We start from the raw sequence: 17,885 nt of genomic DNA on the forward strand, positions 1-17,885 counted from the left end.
GCCGCTGGAAAGCGGCCCGCCGGCAGCCAGATCAGGCCTGGGCCTTCTCGATGAACTTGACGGCGTCGCCGACCGTCAGGATCGAGTCGGCGGCATCGTCCGGGATCTCGACGCCGAATTCTTCTTCGAACGCCATGACCAGTTCGACGGTGTCGAGAGAGTCCGCGCCAAGATCATCGATGAAGCTTGCGCCTTCGCTGACCTTTTCGGCGTCAACGCCCAGATGATCAATGACAATTTTCTTTACGCGTTCTGCTACGTCGCTCATGTCGGATTCCTCGACCTTCGTTTTTTGATCGGCGCCTTCACGGCGCCGCACACTCGACACGCCCGATGTGCCTCAAGAACACACCCGGCAATCCCTTCAACCGGCAATGCGGGATCGACGATCCTTTTGCGTATCGCCCGATCGCTCAGGCTTTTACCGGTCGACTGCTGGCAGTCATGGCCCGATTAACACGGTTTATGCCTGCCGCAAAGCCTGAAAATGGCGGGCACTCCAGCGGTCAACATGCAATTTATGCTGTTTCGCCGGGCGCTTGGGCCATGTTCAGATCATCGCCATGCCGCCGTTCACATGCAGCGTCTGGCCCGTCATGTAGGACGCTTCCGACGAGGCGAGGTAGGCGACGGCGGATGCGACTTCCGCGCCGGTGCCCATGCGCTTCATCGGGATGGCCCCCATGATGGCTTCCTTCTGCTTGTCGTTCAGCTTGCCGGTCATGGCGCTTTCGATGAAGCCGGGGGCGACGCAGTTGACGGTCACGTTGCGGGTCGCGATCTCCTGCGCCAGCGACTTGGTGAAGCCGATCATGCCGGCCTTGGAGGCGCAGTAGTTCGCCTGCCCCGGATTGCCGGTGACGCCGACGACCGAGGTGATGTTGATGATGCGGCCGTAGCGGCGGCGCATCATCGGGTGGGTCAGCTCGCGTGTCAGGCGGAAGACGGCCGTGAGGTTGACTTCGAGGACGGCGTCCCAGTCCTCGTCGCTCATGCGCACGAACAGGCCGTCCCTGGTGATGCCGGCATTGTTGACGAGGATGTCGACGCCGCCGAGCTCGGCTTCCGCCTTCTCGCCGAGCGCCTTGACCTCGGCGCGGTCGGAAAGGTTGGCCGGGAAGATGTGGACGCGCTCGCCAAGGTCGCCCGCGAGCGTTTCCAGCTTCTCGACGCGGGTGCCGTGCAGGCCGACGATGGCGCCCTGGGCGTGGAGGATGCGGGCGATCTCCTCGCCGATGCCGCCGGATGCGCCGGTAACGAGAGCCTTGCGGCCGGTAAGATCAAGCATGGTCGTGTTCCTTCAAAAAGAGATCAGCCGATGAGCGCGGCGAGCGCGCTGTCGATGTCGGCGGGGGTGTTGATAGCGATGCCGGTGACGGACTTGTCGATGCGGCGCGCAAGGCCGGTCAGCACCTTGCCGGAGCCGACTTCGTAAAGCGTCGTCACGTCGTTCGCGCCGAACCATTCGACCGTCTCGCGCCAGCGGACCTGGCCGGTGACCTGCTCGACGAGGAGCGTGACGATCTCCTGCGGGTCGCTGACCGGGGCGGCGCGGACATTGGCGACGACCGGGACGACGGGGGCCTTGGCCGTGACAGTGGCGAGCGCCTCGCGCATGGCGTCGGCGGCAGGCGCCATCAGGGCGGAATGGAAGGGGGCGGAGACGGAGAGCATCAGCGCGCGCTTGGCGCCCTTCTCCGTCGCGAGCCGGGCTGCGACTTCGACGGCCGGCTTGGAGCCGGAGATGACGAGCTGGCCACCGCCATTGTCGTTGGCGATCTGGCACGAGCCGCCAGTGGAGGCTTCCCTGCAGATGGCTTCGACATCCGCCTGTTCCAGACCGATGATCGCGGCCATGGCGCCCTCGCCGACCGGAACGGCCGACTGCATGGCGTTGCCGCGGATGCGCAGCAGGCGCGCCGTATCGGCCAGCGAGAAGGTGCCGGCGGCACAGAGCGCCGAATATTCGCCGAGCGAGTGGCCGGCGACATAGGAGACCTGATCCTTCAGCGATAGGCCGCGCGCTTCCAGCACGCGCATGACGGCGATGGAAACGGCCATCAGCGCCGGCTGGGCGTTGGCCGTCAGCGTCAGAGTTTCCTCGGGTCCCTCGAACATGATGGCGGACAGATTCTGGCCGAGGGCCTCGTCGACTTCGGCGAAAACGGCGCGCGCTTCCGGGAAGGCGTCCGCGAGATCCTTGCCCATGCCGACGGCCTGGCTGCCCTGGCCGGGGAAGGTGAATGCTACGCTCATAGGGGGTTCTCCCGTCTCATCTTTCCTTTTCCATTCACATTCCGGCCCCGCAAGTCAAGGCGTGGCGCCTCCCCGGCCCCGCCTGCCCCCGCCTTTCCGGGGCCTTCGCACAGGGAATCGCGCCCTTCGGACTTGCGCTTCGCAAAGACCTGCCTACATTCGCGCGGTTTCCACCAAAGGATTTTCCCACCCATGAAATACAATCCGCTCGGCCGGACCGGCATCAGCGTGTCGGAGATCTGCCTCGGCACGATGACCTGGGGGTCGCAGAACAGCGAGCAGGACGCCCACGACCAACTCGACTACGCGTTCTCGGAAGGCGTCAACTTCATCGATACCGCCGAGCTCTACCCGACCACGCCGCTTTCCCCCGAAACCTATGGCGACACCGAACGCTTCATCGGCAGCTGGATGAAGGCGCGCGGCAACCGCGACCGGATCGTGCTCGCCTCCAAGGTCGCCGGCCCCGGCCGCCCCTACATACGCGGCGGCGCGCCGATGAGCCGCGCGGGCATCCTGGAGGCGATCGACAACAGCCTGTCGCGCCTCAAGACCGACTATCTCGACCTCTACCAGCTCCATTGGCCGAACCGCGGCCACTACCATTTCCGCAACGCCTGGAGCTACGAGCCCTCCAGGCAGGACCGCGCGAAGGTCGCCGCCGAGCTTCTCGAAATCCTCGAAACGGTCGGCGAACTCGTCAAGGCCGGCAAGGTGCGGGCGCTCGGCCTTTCCAACGACACGGCCTGGGGCACGATGCAGCTCCTGAAGCTTTCCGAGGAAAAGGGCCTGCCGCGCGTCGCCTCGATCCAGAACGAATACAACCTGCTCTACCGGGCCTACGACCTCGACCTCGCGGAGGTGTCGCATCACGAGGAGATCGGGCTGCTCGCCTATTCGCCGCTCGCCGCCGGGCTCCTGACCGGCAAGTATCTCGACGGCGCGCGGCCCGAAGGCTCGCGCCTGACGAAGAACGGCGATCTCGGCGGGCGCTACCAGCCGCTGCAGGAGCCGGCGGTGCGCGCCTATGTGGAGCTTGCGAAGGAAAACGGGCTCGATCCCGCCCAGATGGCCCTCGCCTTCTGCCTGACGCGCCCCTTCATGGCCTCCGTCATCATCGGCGCGACGACCATGGAGCAGTTGAAGGCGGACATCGGGGCGAAGGACGTGACACTTTCCGCCGAGGTGATGAACGGCATCCGCCGCATCCACCGGCTCTACCCGGCGCCGATGTAAGCGCCGCACGAACGGCTTGCCGGAGCCTCCGGCAAGCCGGAAACGCCCTCAGTGCTCGTACTGGCTGAAGGACGGGTCGGCGAGGTCGGTGAAGCGGGTGTATTCCGACTGGAAGGCGAGCTTGACCGTGCCGGTGGGTCCGTGACGCTGCTTGGCGATGATGACGTCCGCGGTGCCCTTCACCGCTTCGAACTTCATCTTCCATTCCTCGTATTTCGGATCGAACTCGTCACGTGGCTCGAGGTTCTTGACGTAATATTCCTCGCGGAACACGAAGAGCACCACGTCGGCGTCCTGCTCGATGGAGCCCGATTCGCGAAGGTCGGAGAGTTGCGGGCGCTTGTCCTCGCGGCTTTCCACCTGACGGGAGAGCTGGGAGAGCGCGATGATCGGCACGTTCAGCTCCTTGCCGAGCGCCTTCAGGCCCGTCGTGATCTGGGTGATCTCCTGCACGCGGTTGTCGCTCGACTTGCCCGAGCCTGTCATGAGCTGGATATAGTCCACCACGAGGCAATCGAGGCCGCGCTGGCGCTTGAGGCGGCGGGCGCGGGCGGAAAGCTGGGCAATCGAGATACCACCGGTCTGGTCGATATAGAGCGGCACCTTCTGCATCATCTGCGAGCAGGCGACGAGCTTTTCGAAATCGGCCTCGGAAATGTCGCCGCGGCGGATCTTCGAGGAGGAGACTTCCGTCTGCTCGGAGATGATACGGGTGGCGAGCTGTTCGGAGGACATTTCCAGCGAGTAGAAGCCGACGACGCCGCCGTTCCTGGCCTTGAACGAACCATCCGCCTGAACCTCCGGCTCGTAGGCGGCGGCGATATTGTAGGCGATGTTGGTGGCGAGCGAGGTCTTGCCCATGCCGGGGCGTCCCGCGAGCACGATCAGGTCCGAGCGCTGCAGGCCGCCCATGCGGCCGTCGAGCGACTGGATGCCGGTGGAGATGCCGGAAAGCGAGCCGTCGCGCTCGAAGGCCTGGCCGGCCATGTCGATCGCCTGCGCCACCGCATCGTTGAACGACTGGAAGCCGCCGTCGTAACGGCCGGTCTCGGCCAGCTCGAAGAGGCGGCGCTCGGCGTCCTCGATCTGCGTCTGCGGCGGCATGTCGAGCGGCGCGTCATAGGCGATGTTGACCATGTCCTCGCCGATATTGATCAGCGAGCGGCGCAGCGCCAGGTCATAGATCGCGCGGCCATAGTCTTCCGCGTTGATGATCGTCACGGCCTCGGCGGCAAGGCGGGCGAGATATTGCGGTATCGTCAGGTCGCCGACCTTGCCGTCGGCCGGCAGGTGGGTCTTCAGCGTGATCGTCGTCGCGATCTTGCCCATGCGGATCGTGTCGCCGGCAAGCTCGTAGATCTTGCGGTGCAGGGGCTCGTGGAAATGGATCGGCTTGAGGAAGTCGGAGACGCGGTAATACGCGTCGTTGTTGACGAGGATCGCACCGAGCAGCGCCTGTTCCGCCTCGACGTTGTTCGGCGCCTCGCGGTGATGTGCCTCCGGCAGTTCGCGACCGGCCTGGCTCAGCTTGCGCACGGCATCGTTCATCGTCCCGAATCTCCCGTCCCTGTTTCCTGAAGCCGGTGGTTTGGTTGCTTTGGCGCCGAGGGTCAAGCGCTTCCGACTCGACGCTTGCCTTAGGCCCGGTGTTAGACTTTTCCACAGGCAGCGGGGACACAGCAAGCCCGGATTCCGCCGGGCCTGCCACCTTGCGGTTGACTCGTGCGACTCAGAGCGAGGCCTCCTGCGGGAACTGGCGGGCGCCATGCCGCTCGCCCTTCGGATTGGCCTCGTGCGCCTTCAGGCAATCCTCGCCGCGGCCGATATATTCGCGGATGAGCGGCACGGACTGCTGGTCGTGCGCAAGCTGGAGCTGGAAGACGACGAGGTGCTGCCAGCGGAAGGCGCTTTCGGAGGCGGCGAGATAGAACTCCCATATGCGGCAGAACTTCTCGTCGTAGAGCGCCTTGGCCTCCGCGCGCCGCGCCATGAAGCGCTCGCGCCAGTGGCGCAGCGTCTCGGCGTAGTGCAGCCGCAGGATCTCGACATCCGTCACCGCAAGCCCGCTCTTCTCCACCGCCTGCATCACCTCGGACAACGCCGGGATGTAGCCGCCCGGGAAGATGTACTTCTCGATGAACGGATTGTTGGCGGAGGGCCGGTCCGTGCGGCCGATCGTGTGCAGCAGCATCACGCCGTCGCGCTTCAACAGCGATGCGCTCTTCTTGAAGAAGGTCAGGTAGTTCGGCCGGCCGACATGCTCGAACATGCCGACGGAGACGACGCGGTCGAAGGGACCGTCCGTGTTGCGGTAGTCCTGCAGCAGGAACTTCACCTCCTCCGACAGGCCCGCGTCGCTCGCCCGTTTCACGGCCATCGCGTGCTGCTCGTCGGACAGCGTGACGCCGGTCACCTTCGCGCCGAGCTGGCGGGCGAGGTAAAGCGCCATGCCGCCCCAGCCGCAGCCGATGTCGAGCACGCTCTGGCCGGGCCGGTTGATGTTCAGCTTGGCGGCGATATGGCGCTTCTTGGCGAGCTGGGCGTCGTCCAGCGACTGGTCGGGGCGCTCGAAATAGGCGCAGGAATATTGCCGGTCCCGATCGAGGAAGAGATCGTAGAGCGCGCCGGTGAGATCGTAGTGATGCTGCACGTTCCTGCGCGAGCGCACGACGCTGTTCTTCTCGCGCACCCAGCGGAAGAGATAGCGGACCCGCTCGAGGAGGCGGTTCCAGCCGGTGTCGTAATACTTGAAGTCGGGATTGCCGGTGAAGACGGCCTTCAGCAGGCCGTACATGTCGCCCTCGACCAGGTCGACCTCCCCCGTGCCGTAACAATGGCCGAGATAGTAGGCGGGGTCGAAGCCGATGCCCCAGAGGGCCTTCCTGGTGTTGATGCGCAGATGGACGGGATTGCCAGTGCCGTCGCCATAGGTCTGGCTGCTGCCGTCGGGGTAAGTAATCGTCAGATTTCCGGTCTCGATGAGGCGGGAAACGAGAGCCTGTACAATGAATTTCATTCTCTAAACTCCGTCGCGCTTAAAATCTGGCGGAACGGGTCTGGTCGGAAACCGGCCTAGAAAGCGGCCCCACCGCCAATCCAGTCTAACGAAGTATAAATATTAACGGAAAAAGCGGGATTTCAACCCGCGTTTTTTGGCCTTTTTCAAGTCTGGCGGACAGGCGAAGCCGGCCGGTGAAGGCAGGAATGCCCGGGAACAGTGCCGACAGGCCGCGGCGGGAGGCCTTCGCCGGAAACAAATGAGCCGGCAAAAGCCGGCTCATCCGTTCGATTGTTATTCTTCGTCGCCGTCGTTGTCGGCTTCCGGATCGAAGAAGTCTTCCGGCTTCAGGGCGTCCTCGTCCACGCCGTAGATGGCGTCGGCGGAGGTCAGGCTTTCGCCCTTGGCCTGGCGTTCGGCTTCGTCTGCGGAGCGGGCGACGTTCAGCACGATCGAGATCTCGACTTCGGCATGAAGGTGCAGGACGACCTTGTGCAGGCCGATGGCCTTGATCGGGGTATTGAGTTCGACCTGGTTGCGGCCGATGTTGAAGCCTTCGGCCGACAGGACCTCGATGATGTCGCGGGCAGCGACCGAACCGTAGAGCTGGCCGGTTTCGCCGGCGGAGCGGACGACGATGAAGGACTTGCCGTCGAGCTTTTCGGCAACGCCCTGGGCTTCCGACTTGCGCTCGAGGTTACGGGCTTCGAGCGTCGCGCGCTCGGATTCGAAGCGCTTCTTGTTGGCTTCGTTGGCGCGCAGCGCCTTGCCGAGCGGCAGCAGGTAGTTGCGGGCAAAGCCGTCGCGGACCTTTACGGTCTCGCCCATCTGGCCGAGCTTGGCGATGCGTTCGAGGAGGATGACGTCCATTTCGAGTTCCTTTCTTGAGTTCAGCTATTCTGGTTTTTCTTGCTCGCCGGGCCGGCGGGCGTCAGCGCTATGGTGCGCCGCGTGTCCATCAGGCCGAGGACGAGGATGGCGAAGACCGGTATCGTGAAGAGCAATACCGAGATATAGGCGAACCACAGGGCAAAGAGCCGCCACGGCTTGCCGCGCGTCCTGAAATGCAGGCTCGCGAAGCCGGCGAGCACGAAGCCGGCCCCGAAGGTGCCGCAGACGAGCGCGCCGACGAGCGCCGGGACGCCGCCCATGAAGGAAAGGACGAGGCCGGCGAGGAAGATGAAGATCGCGTTGCGGTGCATGCGCAGCGTGGAGGGCATGTCCTCGCGCGGGCGCAGGCCCTTGCCGGAAAGGCGCACGATGAAGCTTGCGACATAATAGGCGGCGAACAGCAGGAACACCCACAGCGCGCCCTGCACCAGCGGCAGCGCCAGCGCGAAGATGGACTTCATCTGCGCGACGGCTGCGGCATCCGGATTGTAGAGCGGTTCCTGCGCCTTCAGCGTCTCGATGACGATGTCGACCAGCTTGCCGGCCATCTCGCTGTTGTAGCCGACGATCGCACCGACGGCGATCATGCCGAGCGTCACCATCACGGCGAGATGGGCGAGGATGTTGGACAGCGGATACCAGGCGAGCGCGTCTTCCGGGCCGCCGAGCTCGGAGGCCGGACGGGCGAGGTTCGCAAGATTGCTGAGCCAGCCGGCCGGGATGAGCGTGATGATGACGATCAGCGCGGCGAATTGCGAGGAGACCAGTGCGGAAGCCGTCGCGCCGCCCGCCACGACCGCGATGAAGGCGCTCGCATTGCCCCAGCCGAGACCGGCGATGAGGATGGGAAGGGCCGACGCGGCGTAGAGCACGATGGCGAGCGACGACTGCGCGTTCGCGCTCAGCGACAGCAGAGCGGCGGTCACACCGGCGACGAGGCCGGTCGCAATCGAGGTTGGCGTCAGGGTCTTCACGTTCGCTGTCCTGTCCGGTCAGACAGTTAGAGGAGTTTCCTGGCAAAGCGATTCAGGAAGACATCCCCAACATGGGTTCTGGCCTCGAAAGGCCGGCGGTTCCGATCCGCGCCCAACGCGGAAGGGAGAAGGGGAAGGCGGCAGGCCGTCTTCCCCGAAATCAGGCGATCCGGCCCGACATGATGTCAGGCCGGAGACGTCGCGTTGTTACGCCACGACGTAGGGCAGCAGGCCGAGGAAGCGGGCGCGCTTGATCGCCTTGGCGAGTTCGCGCTGCTTCTTCTGGGAAACGGCCGTGATGCGGGACGGAACGATCTTGCCGCGCTCGGAGATGTAACGCGACAGAAGACGGACGTCCTTGTAGTCGATCTTCGGAGCGTTGGCGCCCGAGAAGGGGCAGGTCTTGCGACGGCGGTGGAACGGACGGCGTGCCGGAGCGGAGGAAGTATCAGCCATTGTCTTAGTCTCCTTCTGCTTCGATTACGCGCGGTCTTCGCGGGCCGGACGGTCGCCACGCGGCGGGCGGTCGCCGAAGTCGCGGCGCGGACGGTCGCCGAAATCGCGGCGCGGGCCGCGGTCGTCGCCATCGCGGCGCGGACGGTCGTCGCGGTCGCGCTTCTGCATCATCGCGGACGGGCCTTCTTCGTGGGCCTCGACGGCGATGGTCATGTAGCGAAGAACGTCTTCGTTGATGCGCATCTGGCGTTCCATCTCGTGGATGGCGGCGGCCGGAGCGTCGATGTCCATCAGCGCGTAATGCGCCTTGCGGTTCTTCTTGATGCGGTAGGTCAGGGACTTGAGGCCCCAGTTCTCGACCCGGCCGACCTTGCCGCCGTGTGCTTCGATCACGCCCTTGTACTGTTCGACGAGAGCGTCGACCTGCTGGGCGGACACGTCCTGGCGGGCCAGGAATACATGTTCGTAGAGAGCCATGTGGCTTTGCCTTTCTTGCGTTTGATCCTACACCCGAAACCGGCGCCAAGCCTCAACGACAGTTCCCAGGGGCCCAAGGCCGCAAGCAAGAAAAGCGTTAATCCAGACGGTCGAGAGCGGAGACACGGGAGGCTGGAGCCCTTGGCTCCAAACGGCGGATCGCTGGGATCGCCGGCCCTCCGTTCAGCCACCAGCCGATTGACCGGGTGTGTTGAACAGCGCGCTTATACGGATTTTCCGGACGAATGCAAGGCCCCTGCCGGGAAGCGCCGTCCCGTTGCCCGATGGCACAGGAACAAAAATGGTCATGGCGCGTTGTTCAGCCCGACCAAACCAGATGGAGTGCCAGACATGCAAGACCCCAATCTTGTCAATCGTCCCGTGGAGGACCCCAATGCGCGCCGGCCGGAAGATCGCGGCCCCACGGTCGTCAATGCCAGCAGCGGCGGCAGCGGCGCTGGCGGCTGGGCCGTCGCCGTGATCCTGGCCGTCCTCGTTGCCGTGGGTATCTACTATTTCGTCGGCGGCGGATCGCCGGACCGCGTCGAGCCCAACGCCAACACCCCGGCTGTCGGCACGCCGGATACCCCTGCGGCCCCTGCCCCTGCCCCTGCTACGGCTCCTGCCCCGGCTCCTGCCCCGGCTGGAAGCACGCCCACCGATGGCCAGACCGGCGGTACGACCGGCGGCACCCAGTCGCCGGAAAGCCAGCCGGCCGAAGGCGGCGGCGCGACCACGACCACGCCGTAATCTCACGCGCACGGACAGATGAGGAAACCCGCCCGAAACGGCGGGTTTCCTGCTTTCGGGTTCACTTTCCGCCGAAGGCCGGGGCCTTGCAGACGTCCGCGACGATGGCGAGGGCGCGCCTGCCGCGCGTCTTCTGGTCGGCGTCCGCCATGGACAGGTCGAGGCGGTCGGAACAGGCCTCGTCCGCGGTCATGCTCTCGCCGGAGAGCGACATGCGGCTGGTGCAGTAGAGCCCCTCGCCCGTCAGCACGACCTGCTCGACCGCCGGGGCATCGAGCGGGAGCGGATTGATCTCGGCGATCATGTCGTCGACCGAGGCATAGGCGGTGACGGCGGCGACGCGGGACAGATCGATGCGGCCGAGGGTCAGGGTCGCCCACTTGCCGGGAAACTGCAGCGCGGAGACCGTGCGGGCGCGGCAGGGCGCGCCGGAGACCTCAAGCCGCGTGACCAGCCGCGGCGCGTTCGGGTTCTCGACGATGGAATAGTAGATGTCCGCCCCGTCGTCCCGCTCGGACTCCGCGCCGTCCTGGGCAAGGCCGAGCAACGCGGCATGGACCTGGCGCATTTCCGCGTCCGTGGGCGGCGCCTGGGCCACGCCCTGCGCCGCAAAGGCAAGGACGACCGCCACCATCCCGAAGGCCGTTCCCGTTATCCGCCGCATGCTCTTCCCCTTTTTGGCGCGAACCATAGTGACGGGCTTTTCCGGCGGCAATGCCGAGAAACGGCATATTGCCGCCATGGTCAACAGGCTGTATTCAGAATCATGAGCCCGCATCATTCCCATGCACGTTCCAGCCTGCCGATCGCCGGCGAGGATCACGCCCGCCTGACGATCGACCTCTCCGCACTCGCCGACAACTGGCGGGCGATGGCCCGGCGTTCCGGCGCGGCGCGCACGGCCGCCGTGCTCAAGGCCGACGGCTACGGCATCGGCCTGGAGCATGCGGGGCGGACATTCCATCATGCGGGTGCCCGCGATTTCTTCGTCGCCACGCCGGCGGAAGGCGCGACGCTGCGTGCCGTCCTACCGGATGCGCGCATCTACGTGCTCTCCGGCATGTGGGCCGGCTCGGAACGCCTCTTCTTCGAATTCGACCTCGTGCCCGTCATCGTCTCGGAAGAACAGCTCGTCGTCTTCATGGCGGCGGTTTCCGATGGGCGCGACCATCCCTGCGTGCTGCATGTCGATACGGGCATGAACCGGCTCGGCCTTCGGGTCGAGGACGCGCTGGCGCTGGCAAACGACGCCGCGCGGCCGGCAAGCTTCTCGCCGATCATGCTGCTCAGCCACCTCGCCTGCGCCGACGAGCCGGCCCACCCGCTCAACCGCCAGCAGTTGCAAAGGTTCCGCAGCGTCGTCGAGGCCTTCGACGACATCGACGCCAGCCTTGCCAATTCGGCGGGCATCTTCCTCGGCGAGGACTATCACTTCACCCTCACCCGCCCCGGCATCGCGCTCTATGGCGGCAGCGCCGTCAACGGTGTGGAAAACCCGATGAAGCCGGTCGTCACCGCCGAGGCGCGCATCCTCCAGGTGCGCGAGGCGAAGGCCGGCGAGAGCGTGAGCTACGGCGCGACGCCGCTTGCCCGCGACAGCCGCATCGCCATCGCCGCCATCGGCTATGCGGACGGCTACATGCGCACGCTCGGCGCCGGTGTGCCGCTGCGCGCGGCCGGCATTCCCGGTGCGAGCGGCGTGCTGCACGGTCGCACCGTGCCGCTGATCGGCCGCGTCACCATGGACCTCACCCATTTCGACGTCACCGACCTGCCGCCCGGCAGCGTGCGGGCCGGCGACTTCATAGAACTCTTCGGCCGCGCCATGCCGATCCAGGATGTCGCGCGCGCCGCCGGCACCGTCGACTACGAACTCCTCACCAGCCTCGGCAACCGCTACGAGCGGCGATACGAGGCGGTGAAAAAATAGGACATGTTCCTGTTTTGTGCTATGGGCTTGCGGACGATTCCCATGTCAGGCACCAGAAGCGAGATCCGATGGCGAAAGCCCGCACCCAATTCGTCTGCCAGAACTGCGGCACCGCGCATTCCCGCTGGGTCGGGAAATGCGAGGGCTGCGGCGAATGGAACACCGTGGTCGAGGAAGACCCGATGGGCGGCATCGGCGCCGGCCCCGGCAAAGTGCCGAAGAAGGGCCGCCCCGTCGCGCTCACCACGCTTTCCGGCGAGACGGAGGAGGCCCCGCGCATCCATACCGGCATCGCCGAGCTCGACCGGGCGACCGGCGGCGGCTTCGTGCGCGGCTCTGCGGTGCTGATCGGCGGCGATCCCGGCATCGGCAAGTCGACGCTGCTGATGCAGTCCGCCGCCGCGCTTTCCCGGCAGGGCCACCGCATCATCTATGTCTCGGGCGAAGAGGCCGTCGCGCAGGTGCGCCTTCGCGCCCAGCGCCTGCACGCCCACGAGACGGACGTGCTGCTCGCCGCCGAGACCAATGTGGAGGATATCCTCGCCACCGTCGGCGAGGGCAAGCGGCCGGACCTCGTCATCATCGATTCGATCCAGACGCTGTGGAGCGACACGGCCGAGGCCGCGCCCGGCACGGTGACGCAGGTGAGGACCGGCGTGCAGGCGATGATCCGCTTCGCCAAGCAGACGGGCGCAGCCATGGTGCTGGTCGGCCACGTCACCAAGGAAGGCCAGATCGCCGGTCCCCGCGTCGTCGAGCACATGGTCGATGCCGTGCTCTATTTCGAGGGCGATCGCGGCCACCACTACCGCATCCTGCGCACGGTGAAGAACCGCTTCGGCCCGACGGACGAGATCGGCGTCTTCGAAATGTCCGACAAGGGGCTGCGCGAGGTCTCCAATCCCTCCGAGCTCTTCCTCGGCGAGCGCAACGCCAAGGCGCCGGGCGCGGCCGTCTTCGCCGGCATGGAGGGCACGCGGCCGGTGCTGGTCGAGGTGCAGGCGCTCGTCGCGCCCACCTCGCTCGGCACGCCGCGCCGGGCCATCGTCGGCTGGGATTCGGCGCGGCTTTCGATGATCCTCGCGGTGCTGGAGGCCCATTGCGGCGTCAGGCTCGGCCAGCACGACGTCTATCTCAACGTCGCGGGCGGCTACCGCATCTCGGAGCCGGCGGCGGACCTTGCCGTCGCCTCCGCGCTCGTTTCCTCGCTTGCCGGACTTGCCCTTCCCGCCGATTGCGTCTATTTCGGCGAAGTCAGCCTGTCGGGCGCCATTCGCCCGGTTGCGCACACCGCCCAGCGCCTCAAAGAGGCCGAAAAGCTGGGTTTTTCGCAGGCCGTGCTGCCCGCCGGTTCCGCCGATCTGCCCAAGGGCAGCGGTGGCCGCTGGAGCGAAATCGGCGGCCTGCCGGATCTGGTGGCGCGCATTGCCGGATCGAAGAACGCCCTGAAACGGGAGGACGAGGACGTCTGACGCCCTCCGGCATGCATAAAGCCCTGTGGGAAACATGGCCTGGCGCGTGCCGGACCGGGACGGCAAGGACGCCTTTCGCTAATGTGCGCCCCGCACCGGGACGTGGGGCCGGCGACATTTCGGGTTTGGAGTAGGACGAACATGCCCATCACAATTCTCGACGGTATCGTCATCGGCGTTGCCCTGTTCTCCGCCGTTCTGGCGATGGTGCGCGGCTTTTCGCGCGAGGTGCTCTCCGTCGCAAGCTGGGTTGGCGCCGCCGCGGCCGCCTACTTCCTCTATCCGGTGCTCCTGCCCTATGCGAAGGACTATACGACGAGCGACACCGTCGCGATGGTCGGCTCGGCCGGTGCCGTCTTCCTCGTCGCGCTCATCGTGATCTCCTTCATCACCATGCGCATCGCCGATTTCATCATCGACAGCCGCATCGGCGCGCTCGACCGCACGCTCGGCTTCCTGTTCGGCGCGGCCCGCGGCATCCTGCTGGTCGTCGTCGCCATGCTGTTCTTCAACTGGCTGGTCGCCCCGCAGCAGCAGCCGACCTGGGTCACCACGGCCAAGTCCAAGCCGCTTCTCGACAATCTCGGCTCGCGCCTCGTGGCGCTGCTGCCGGAGGACGCCGACGCGACGATCATCGACCGGCTGCGCGGCAAGCCGGCCCAGGGCGAAGGCGGTGCGGAAGACCCTGATGGCGCCACCGGCGGCACGAACCAGACGCCCGCCGAAGATGCCCCGGCCACGAACGGATGAACCGACCAGGGGAGCCGCCGCTCGCGAGAATTGACGAGCGCAGGCTCCCCGATTTTTTGGTAGGATAGACAATCGCCACTGACGCTTCCGGGCCTCGGTGGCAAATGCTTTCGGCGATACCCATATGCGCCTCGCCGGACGCGAAGAAAGCGTAATACCCCGTGCAACCTCTTACGGTCCCGAGCAAAGGCTTGCAGCAATGAGCGATTTTGAGTTCCCCGGCCGCCACGACGACGATCTCGACGGCGATACGCTTCATGAAGAATGCGGCGTCTTCGGCATCCTCGGCCATCCCGAGGCGGCCACGCTGACGGCGCTGGGGCTGCACGCGCTGCAGCATCGCGGCCAGGAAGCGGCGGGCATCGTCTGCTTCGACGGCAAGCAGTTCCACACCGAAAAGCACATGGGACTCGTCGGCGACCACTATACCAACCCGGCGACGCTGGCCAAGCTCCCCGGCAACATGGCGATCGGCCACACGCGCTATTCCACGACCGGGGAAGTGGCGCTGCGCAACGTGCAGCCGCTCTTTGCCGAACTGGAAGTCGGCGGCATCGCCGTCGCCCATAACGGCAACTTCACCAACGGCCTGACGCTGCGCCGCCAGATCATCGCCGGCGGCGCCATCTGTCAGTCGACCTCGGACACCGAAGTCGTCCTCCACCTCATCGCCCGCTCGCGCTACACCTCCACCACCGACCGCTTCATCGACGCCATCCGCCAGATGGAAGGCGGCTATTCGATGCTCGGAATCACCCGCACCAAGCTGATCGCCGCGCGCGACCCCACGGGCATCCGCCCGCTGGTCATGGGCGAGCTCGACGGCAAGCCGATCTTCGCCTCAGAGACCTGCGCGCTCGACATCATCGGCGCGAAATACATCCGTGACGTGGAGAACGGCGAGATCATCGTCTGCGAGATCCAGCCGGACGGCTCGATCAGCATCGAGGCGAGGAAATCGGGCAACCCGCAGCCGGAACGGCTCTGCCTCTTCGAATATGTCTATTTCGCCCGCCCCGATTCCGTCGTCGGCGGCCGCAGCGTCTATGTGGCGCGCAAGAACATGGGCATGAACCTTGCCAAGGAACATCCGGTCGAGGGCGACGTCGTCGTGCCGGTGCCGGACGGCGGCACGCCCGCGGCGCTCGGCTACGCGCAGCAGAGCGGCATTCCCTTCGAATACGGCATCATCCGCAACCATTATGTCGGGCGCACCTTCATCGAGCCGACGCAGCAGATCCGCGCCTTCGGCGTCAAGCTGAAGCATTCGGCCAACCGGGCGATGATCGACGGCAAGCGCGTCATCCTCGTCGACGATTCGATCGTGCGCGGCACGACGTCGCTGAAGATCGTGCAGATGATCCGCGATGCGGGGGCGAAGGAAGTGCATATCCGCGTCGCCAGCCCGATGATCTTCTATCCGGACTTCTACGGCATCGACACGCCGGACCGGGACAAGCTGCTCGCCAACCAGTACAACGACGTCAAGGCGATGGCGAAGTATATCGGCGCGGATTCGCTGGAGTTCCTGTCCATCGACGGGCTCTACCGCGCCGTCGGCGGCGAGGACCGCAACCCGGCCCGTCCGCAGTTCACCGACCATTACTTCACCGGCGACTATCCGACGCGCCTCCTTGACAAGGAAGGCGAGACGATGGGACGGAAGGTCTCGGTTCTGGCAAGCAACGGATAATTGAAGACATCATGAGCATCGACCTGAAGGGCCGCCTCGCGCTGGTCACCGGCGCCTCGCGCGGCATCGGCTATTTCACCGCCCTCGAACTGGCAAAGGCCGGCGCGCATGTCGTCGCCTGCGCCCGCACCGTCGGGGGGCTGGAGGAACTGGACGATGCGATCAAGGCCGCCGGCGGCAGCGCAACGCTGGTGCCCTTCGACCTCGCCGACATGGCGGCCATCGACAAGCTCGGCGGCTCGATCTTCGAGCGCTGGGGCAAGCTCGACATCCTCGTCGCCAATGCCGGCGTGCTCGGCACCATCTCGCCCATCGGCCATGTCGAGGCGAAGGTCTTCGAGAAGGTGATGACCGTCAACGTCACCGCGACATGGCGGCTCATCCGCTCGGTCGAGCCGCTGCTGCTGAAGTCCGATGCCGGCCGCGCCGTCATCCTCTCCTCCAGCGCCGCGCACAAGTGCAAGCCCTTCTGGGGGCCCTACTCGGCCTCCAAGGCCGCCGTCGAGGCGCTCGCCCGCACCTGGGCCGGCGAGACGCAGCGCACGGCGCTGCGCATCACCTCGCTCGACCCCGGCGCCACCCGCACCGCCATGCGCGCACAGGCCATTCCGGGCGAGGACCCGTCGACGGTGCAGCATCCTTCCGAGGTGGCGAAGGCCATCCTGTCGCTGGTCTCGCCGGATTTCACGGAGACGGGCAAGCTCTTCGACATGCGCCAGGGGCGTTTGCTGGATTACCGGCTGCCGGATTGAGGTGGGCGCCAGTAGAGCCCCTCATCCGCCTGTCGGCACCTTCTCCCCGCAAGCGGGGAGAAGGATTGTCGTGGCACGGTTCTGCCATCCACCACGGTTGCGAATTGCTGGAAGCCAGATCGGCGTAAGCCTTCGCCCAGCCTGCGGGGAGAAGGTGCCGGCAGGCGGATGAGGGGCAAACCTACCGCCTACTGCCTACTGCCTACTGCCTATTCCCCGACCACCGTCGTCACCTCCACCGAAAGCCCCGGCGCGAGATATTTCGCCAGGTCCTGCCCCTCGTCGATGGCGATGCGGACGGGAATGCGCTGGGCGATCTTGGTGAAGTTGCCGGTGGCGTTGTCCGGGCGGATGACGCTGAATTCCGAGCCGGCGGCGGGCGAGAAGCGCTCGACATGGCCGGTGAGGACGGCGTGCTTCAGCGCATCGACGCTCACCTTCACCTTCTGGCCGGGCCTGATATAGGCAAGCTGGGTCTCCTTGAAATTGGCGATGACCCAGGTGTCGTGCGGAACGACGGCCATGAGCTGGGTGCCGGCGGCGACATACTGGCCGAGCTTCACGCCCACCTCGCCGACGACGCCGTCGCGGGGCGCGGTGATGACCGTGTTCGACAGGTCGATCCGGGCGAGCTCGACGGCGGCTTCGGCGCCCGCCACGGCGGCGCGCAGCGAATCGCGGCCGACGATGATCGTCTGGAGATCCTGCTTCGACACTTCGAGATTGGCCTCTCCCTGCGAGACGGCGGCTTCGGCCTGGTCGAGCGTCGTGCGGCTCTGCTCGCGGTCGCTCTGGGTGGCGATGCCCTTGTCGGAGAGCTCCTCGATGCGGTTCCAGCTCTCCTCGGCCCTGCGCTTGGCATAGGTGGCGCTGGCAAGCGCCGCCTCGCTGGCGCCGATGCGGGCCTTGGCCGCCTTCTCCTGCTGCTGCGAATTGGCCAGCGCCGCCTTCTGGCTGGCAAGCGTGGCATTGGCCTGCTCGACCTTCTGCCGGTAGATGCGGTCATCCAGGCGGGCGAGCACGGCGCCGGCCTTCACGGTCTCGTAATCCTTCACGGAGACGTCGGTGACGTAGCCGGGAAGCTGCGGGCTGATCAGCGTCACGTAGCCGCGCACATAGGCGTTGTCCGTCGTCTGCACCTCGCTGGAAAAGGGCGGGAGCTGCCAGGCGTAGAGCACGGCGAGGATGCCGGCGAGGCCGAGGAGCACGGCGAGCGTGGTCGCGGTGTTGCGGATGTACTTCTTCATTTC

The 17,885-nt window shown here is 66.0% G+C and carries 18 protein-coding genes; 7 read left to right on the plus strand and 11 right to left on the minus strand.

From position 1 onward, the window contains the following. Positions 1-31: 31 nt before the first annotated feature. From L0976_RS17400 to fabD, 3 genes are all read right to left on the minus strand, one after another. Complete coding sequence (locus L0976_RS17400) at positions 32-268, minus strand: acyl carrier protein (protein WP_018327362.1); 237 nt, start codon at positions 266-268, stop codon at positions 32-34. 282 nt (positions 269-550) lie between these two features. Beyond that, on the minus strand, positions 551-1,288 hold the full coding sequence (gene fabG / locus L0976_RS17405) for a 3-oxoacyl-[acyl-carrier-protein] reductase (protein ID WP_203318517.1): 738 nt from the start codon (positions 1,286-1,288) through the stop codon (positions 551-553). Positions 1,289-1,311: 23 nt separating this feature from the next. Further along, positions 1,312-2,256 carry an ACP S-malonyltransferase gene (gene fabD, locus L0976_RS17410; RefSeq protein ID WP_234188509.1) on the minus strand — a complete coding sequence of 315 codons (945 nt, stop codon included), beginning with the start codon at positions 2,254-2,256 and terminating at the stop codon, positions 1,312-1,314. 192 nt (positions 2,257-2,448) lie between these two features. On the opposite strand from fabD, the gene L0976_RS17415 reads away from it, so the two are divergent. Next, on the plus strand, positions 2,449-3,492 hold the full coding sequence (locus L0976_RS17415; protein WP_234188511.1) for an aldo/keto reductase: 1,044 nt from the start codon (positions 2,449-2,451) through the stop codon (positions 3,490-3,492). Positions 3,493-3,540: 48 nt separating this feature from the next. Here the strand turns inward: L0976_RS17415 and L0976_RS17420 are convergent, their stop codons facing one another. The 6 genes from L0976_RS17420 to rpsF form a co-directional block, all read right to left on the minus strand. After that, positions 3,541-5,040 carry a replicative DNA helicase gene (locus tag L0976_RS17420; RefSeq protein ID WP_203318514.1) on the minus strand — a complete coding sequence of 500 codons (1,500 nt, stop codon included), beginning with the start codon at positions 5,038-5,040 and terminating at the stop codon, positions 3,541-3,543. A gap of 181 nt (positions 5,041-5,221) precedes the next feature. Then, on the minus strand, positions 5,222-6,508 hold the full coding sequence (locus L0976_RS17425) for a cyclopropane-fatty-acyl-phospholipid synthase family protein (protein WP_234188512.1): 1,287 nt from the start codon (positions 6,506-6,508) through the stop codon (positions 5,222-5,224). A 276-nt stretch (positions 6,509-6,784) separates the two neighbouring features. Continuing rightward, on the minus strand, positions 6,785-7,360 hold the full coding sequence (gene rplI / locus L0976_RS17430; RefSeq protein WP_203318512.1) for a 50S ribosomal protein L9: 576 nt from the start codon (positions 7,358-7,360) through the stop codon (positions 6,785-6,787). A 20-nt stretch (positions 7,361-7,380) separates the two neighbouring features. Further along, entirely contained in the window at positions 7,381-8,355 is a 975-nt protein-coding gene (locus L0976_RS17435; RefSeq protein WP_234188513.1) for a DUF2232 domain-containing protein, read from the minus strand. A 207-nt stretch (positions 8,356-8,562) separates the two neighbouring features. Next, positions 8,563-8,811, minus strand: coding sequence for a 30S ribosomal protein S18 (gene rpsR, locus L0976_RS17440; RefSeq protein ID WP_069059269.1), 249 nt, complete (start codon positions 8,809-8,811; stop codon positions 8,563-8,565). Between the two features lie 24 nt (positions 8,812-8,835). Beyond that, complete coding sequence (gene rpsF / locus L0976_RS17445; RefSeq protein ID WP_203318510.1) at positions 8,836-9,288, minus strand: 30S ribosomal protein S6; 453 nt, start codon at positions 9,286-9,288, stop codon at positions 8,836-8,838. A gap of 351 nt (positions 9,289-9,639) precedes the next feature. Between rpsF and L0976_RS17450 the strand changes: the two genes are divergently transcribed. Beyond that, the gene (locus L0976_RS17450) at positions 9,640-10,038 is read left to right on the plus strand and encodes a hypothetical protein (protein ID WP_234188514.1); all 399 of its coding nucleotides are present in this window, start codon (positions 9,640-9,642) and stop codon (positions 10,036-10,038) included. 61 nt (positions 10,039-10,099) lie between these two features. Here L0976_RS17450 and L0976_RS17455 read toward each other — a convergent pair whose 3' ends face one another. Further along, positions 10,100-10,702, minus strand: coding sequence for a hypothetical protein (locus L0976_RS17455; protein ID WP_234188515.1), 603 nt, complete (start codon positions 10,700-10,702; stop codon positions 10,100-10,102). A gap of 102 nt (positions 10,703-10,804) precedes the next feature. Here L0976_RS17455 and alr point away from each other — a divergent pair, with 102 nt between their 5' ends. From alr to L0976_RS17480, 5 genes are all read left to right on the plus strand, one after another. Beyond that, positions 10,805-11,968 (plus strand): alanine racemase, encoded by a 1,164-nt coding sequence (gene alr / locus L0976_RS17460; protein WP_234188516.1) that lies wholly within the window; start codon positions 10,805-10,807, stop codon positions 11,966-11,968. A 68-nt stretch (positions 11,969-12,036) separates the two neighbouring features. Beyond that, entirely contained in the window at positions 12,037-13,440 is a 1,404-nt protein-coding gene (radA, locus tag L0976_RS17465) for a DNA repair protein RadA (protein ID WP_234188518.1), read from the plus strand. Positions 13,441-13,581: 141 nt separating this feature from the next. Beyond that, positions 13,582-14,190, plus strand: coding sequence for a CvpA family protein (locus L0976_RS17470; RefSeq protein ID WP_203318506.1), 609 nt, complete (start codon positions 13,582-13,584; stop codon positions 14,188-14,190). Positions 14,191-14,389: 199 nt separating this feature from the next. Then, the gene (purF, locus tag L0976_RS17475) at positions 14,390-15,883 is read left to right on the plus strand and encodes an amidophosphoribosyltransferase (RefSeq protein ID WP_234188520.1); all 1,494 of its coding nucleotides are present in this window, start codon (positions 14,390-14,392) and stop codon (positions 15,881-15,883) included. Positions 15,884-15,894: 11 nt separating this feature from the next. Continuing rightward, entirely contained in the window at positions 15,895-16,635 is a 741-nt protein-coding gene (locus tag L0976_RS17480; protein WP_234188522.1) for an SDR family NAD(P)-dependent oxidoreductase, read from the plus strand. Positions 16,636-16,844: 209 nt separating this feature from the next. Here the strand turns inward: L0976_RS17480 and L0976_RS17485 are convergent, their stop codons facing one another. Beyond that, positions 16,845-17,882 (minus strand): HlyD family secretion protein, encoded by a 1,038-nt coding sequence (locus L0976_RS17485; RefSeq protein ID WP_234188524.1) that lies wholly within the window; start codon positions 17,880-17,882, stop codon positions 16,845-16,847. Between the last annotated feature and the right edge of the window lie 3 nt (positions 17,883-17,885).

The sequence above is a fragment of the Shinella sp. NM-101 genome, from assembly GCF_021401195.1.
Lineage (GTDB): Bacteria > Pseudomonadota > Alphaproteobacteria > Rhizobiales > Rhizobiaceae > Shinella.

Coding starts and splice junctions, on each gene's coding strand:
- L0976_RS17450 (WP_234188514.1), top strand. CDS start 9,640: ATGCAAGACCCCAATCTTGTCAATCGTCCCGTGGAGGACCCCAATGCG.
- L0976_RS17420 (WP_203318514.1), bottom strand. CDS start 5,040: ATGAACGATGCCGTGCGCAAGCTGAGCCAGGCCGGTCGCGAACTGCCG.
- L0976_RS17400 (WP_018327362.1), bottom strand. CDS start 268: ATGAGCGACGTAGCAGAACGCGTAAAGAAAATTGTCATTGATCATCTG.
- radA (WP_234188518.1), top strand. CDS start 12,037: ATGGCGAAAGCCCGCACCCAATTCGTCTGCCAGAACTGCGGCACCGCG.
- purF (WP_234188520.1), top strand. CDS start 14,390: ATGAGCGATTTTGAGTTCCCCGGCCGCCACGACGACGATCTCGACGGC.
- L0976_RS17485 (WP_234188524.1), bottom strand. CDS start 17,882: ATGAAGAAGTACATCCGCAACACCGCGACCACGCTCGCCGTGCTCCTC.
- rpsR (WP_069059269.1), bottom strand. CDS start 8,811: ATGGCTGATACTTCCTCCGCTCCGGCACGCCGTCCGTTCCACCGCCGT.
- L0976_RS17455 (WP_234188515.1), bottom strand. CDS start 10,702: ATGCGGCGGATAACGGGAACGGCCTTCGGGATGGTGGCGGTCGTCCTT.
- fabD (WP_234188509.1), bottom strand. CDS start 2,256: ATGAGCGTAGCATTCACCTTCCCCGGCCAGGGCAGCCAGGCCGTCGGC.
- rpsF (WP_203318510.1), bottom strand. CDS start 9,288: ATGGCTCTCTACGAACATGTATTCCTGGCCCGCCAGGACGTGTCCGCC.
- L0976_RS17470 (WP_203318506.1), top strand. CDS start 13,582: ATGCCCATCACAATTCTCGACGGTATCGTCATCGGCGTTGCCCTGTTC.
- L0976_RS17425 (WP_234188512.1), bottom strand. CDS start 6,508: ATGAAATTCATTGTACAGGCTCTCGTTTCCCGCCTCATCGAGACCGGA.
- rplI (WP_203318512.1), bottom strand. CDS start 7,360: ATGGACGTCATCCTCCTCGAACGCATCGCCAAGCTCGGCCAGATGGGC.
- L0976_RS17415 (WP_234188511.1), top strand. CDS start 2,449: ATGAAATACAATCCGCTCGGCCGGACCGGCATCAGCGTGTCGGAGATC.
- L0976_RS17480 (WP_234188522.1), top strand. CDS start 15,895: ATGAGCATCGACCTGAAGGGCCGCCTCGCGCTGGTCACCGGCGCCTCG.
- fabG (WP_203318517.1), bottom strand. CDS start 1,288: ATGCTTGATCTTACCGGCCGCAAGGCTCTCGTTACCGGCGCATCCGGC.
- alr (WP_234188516.1), top strand. CDS start 10,805: ATGAGCCCGCATCATTCCCATGCACGTTCCAGCCTGCCGATCGCCGGC.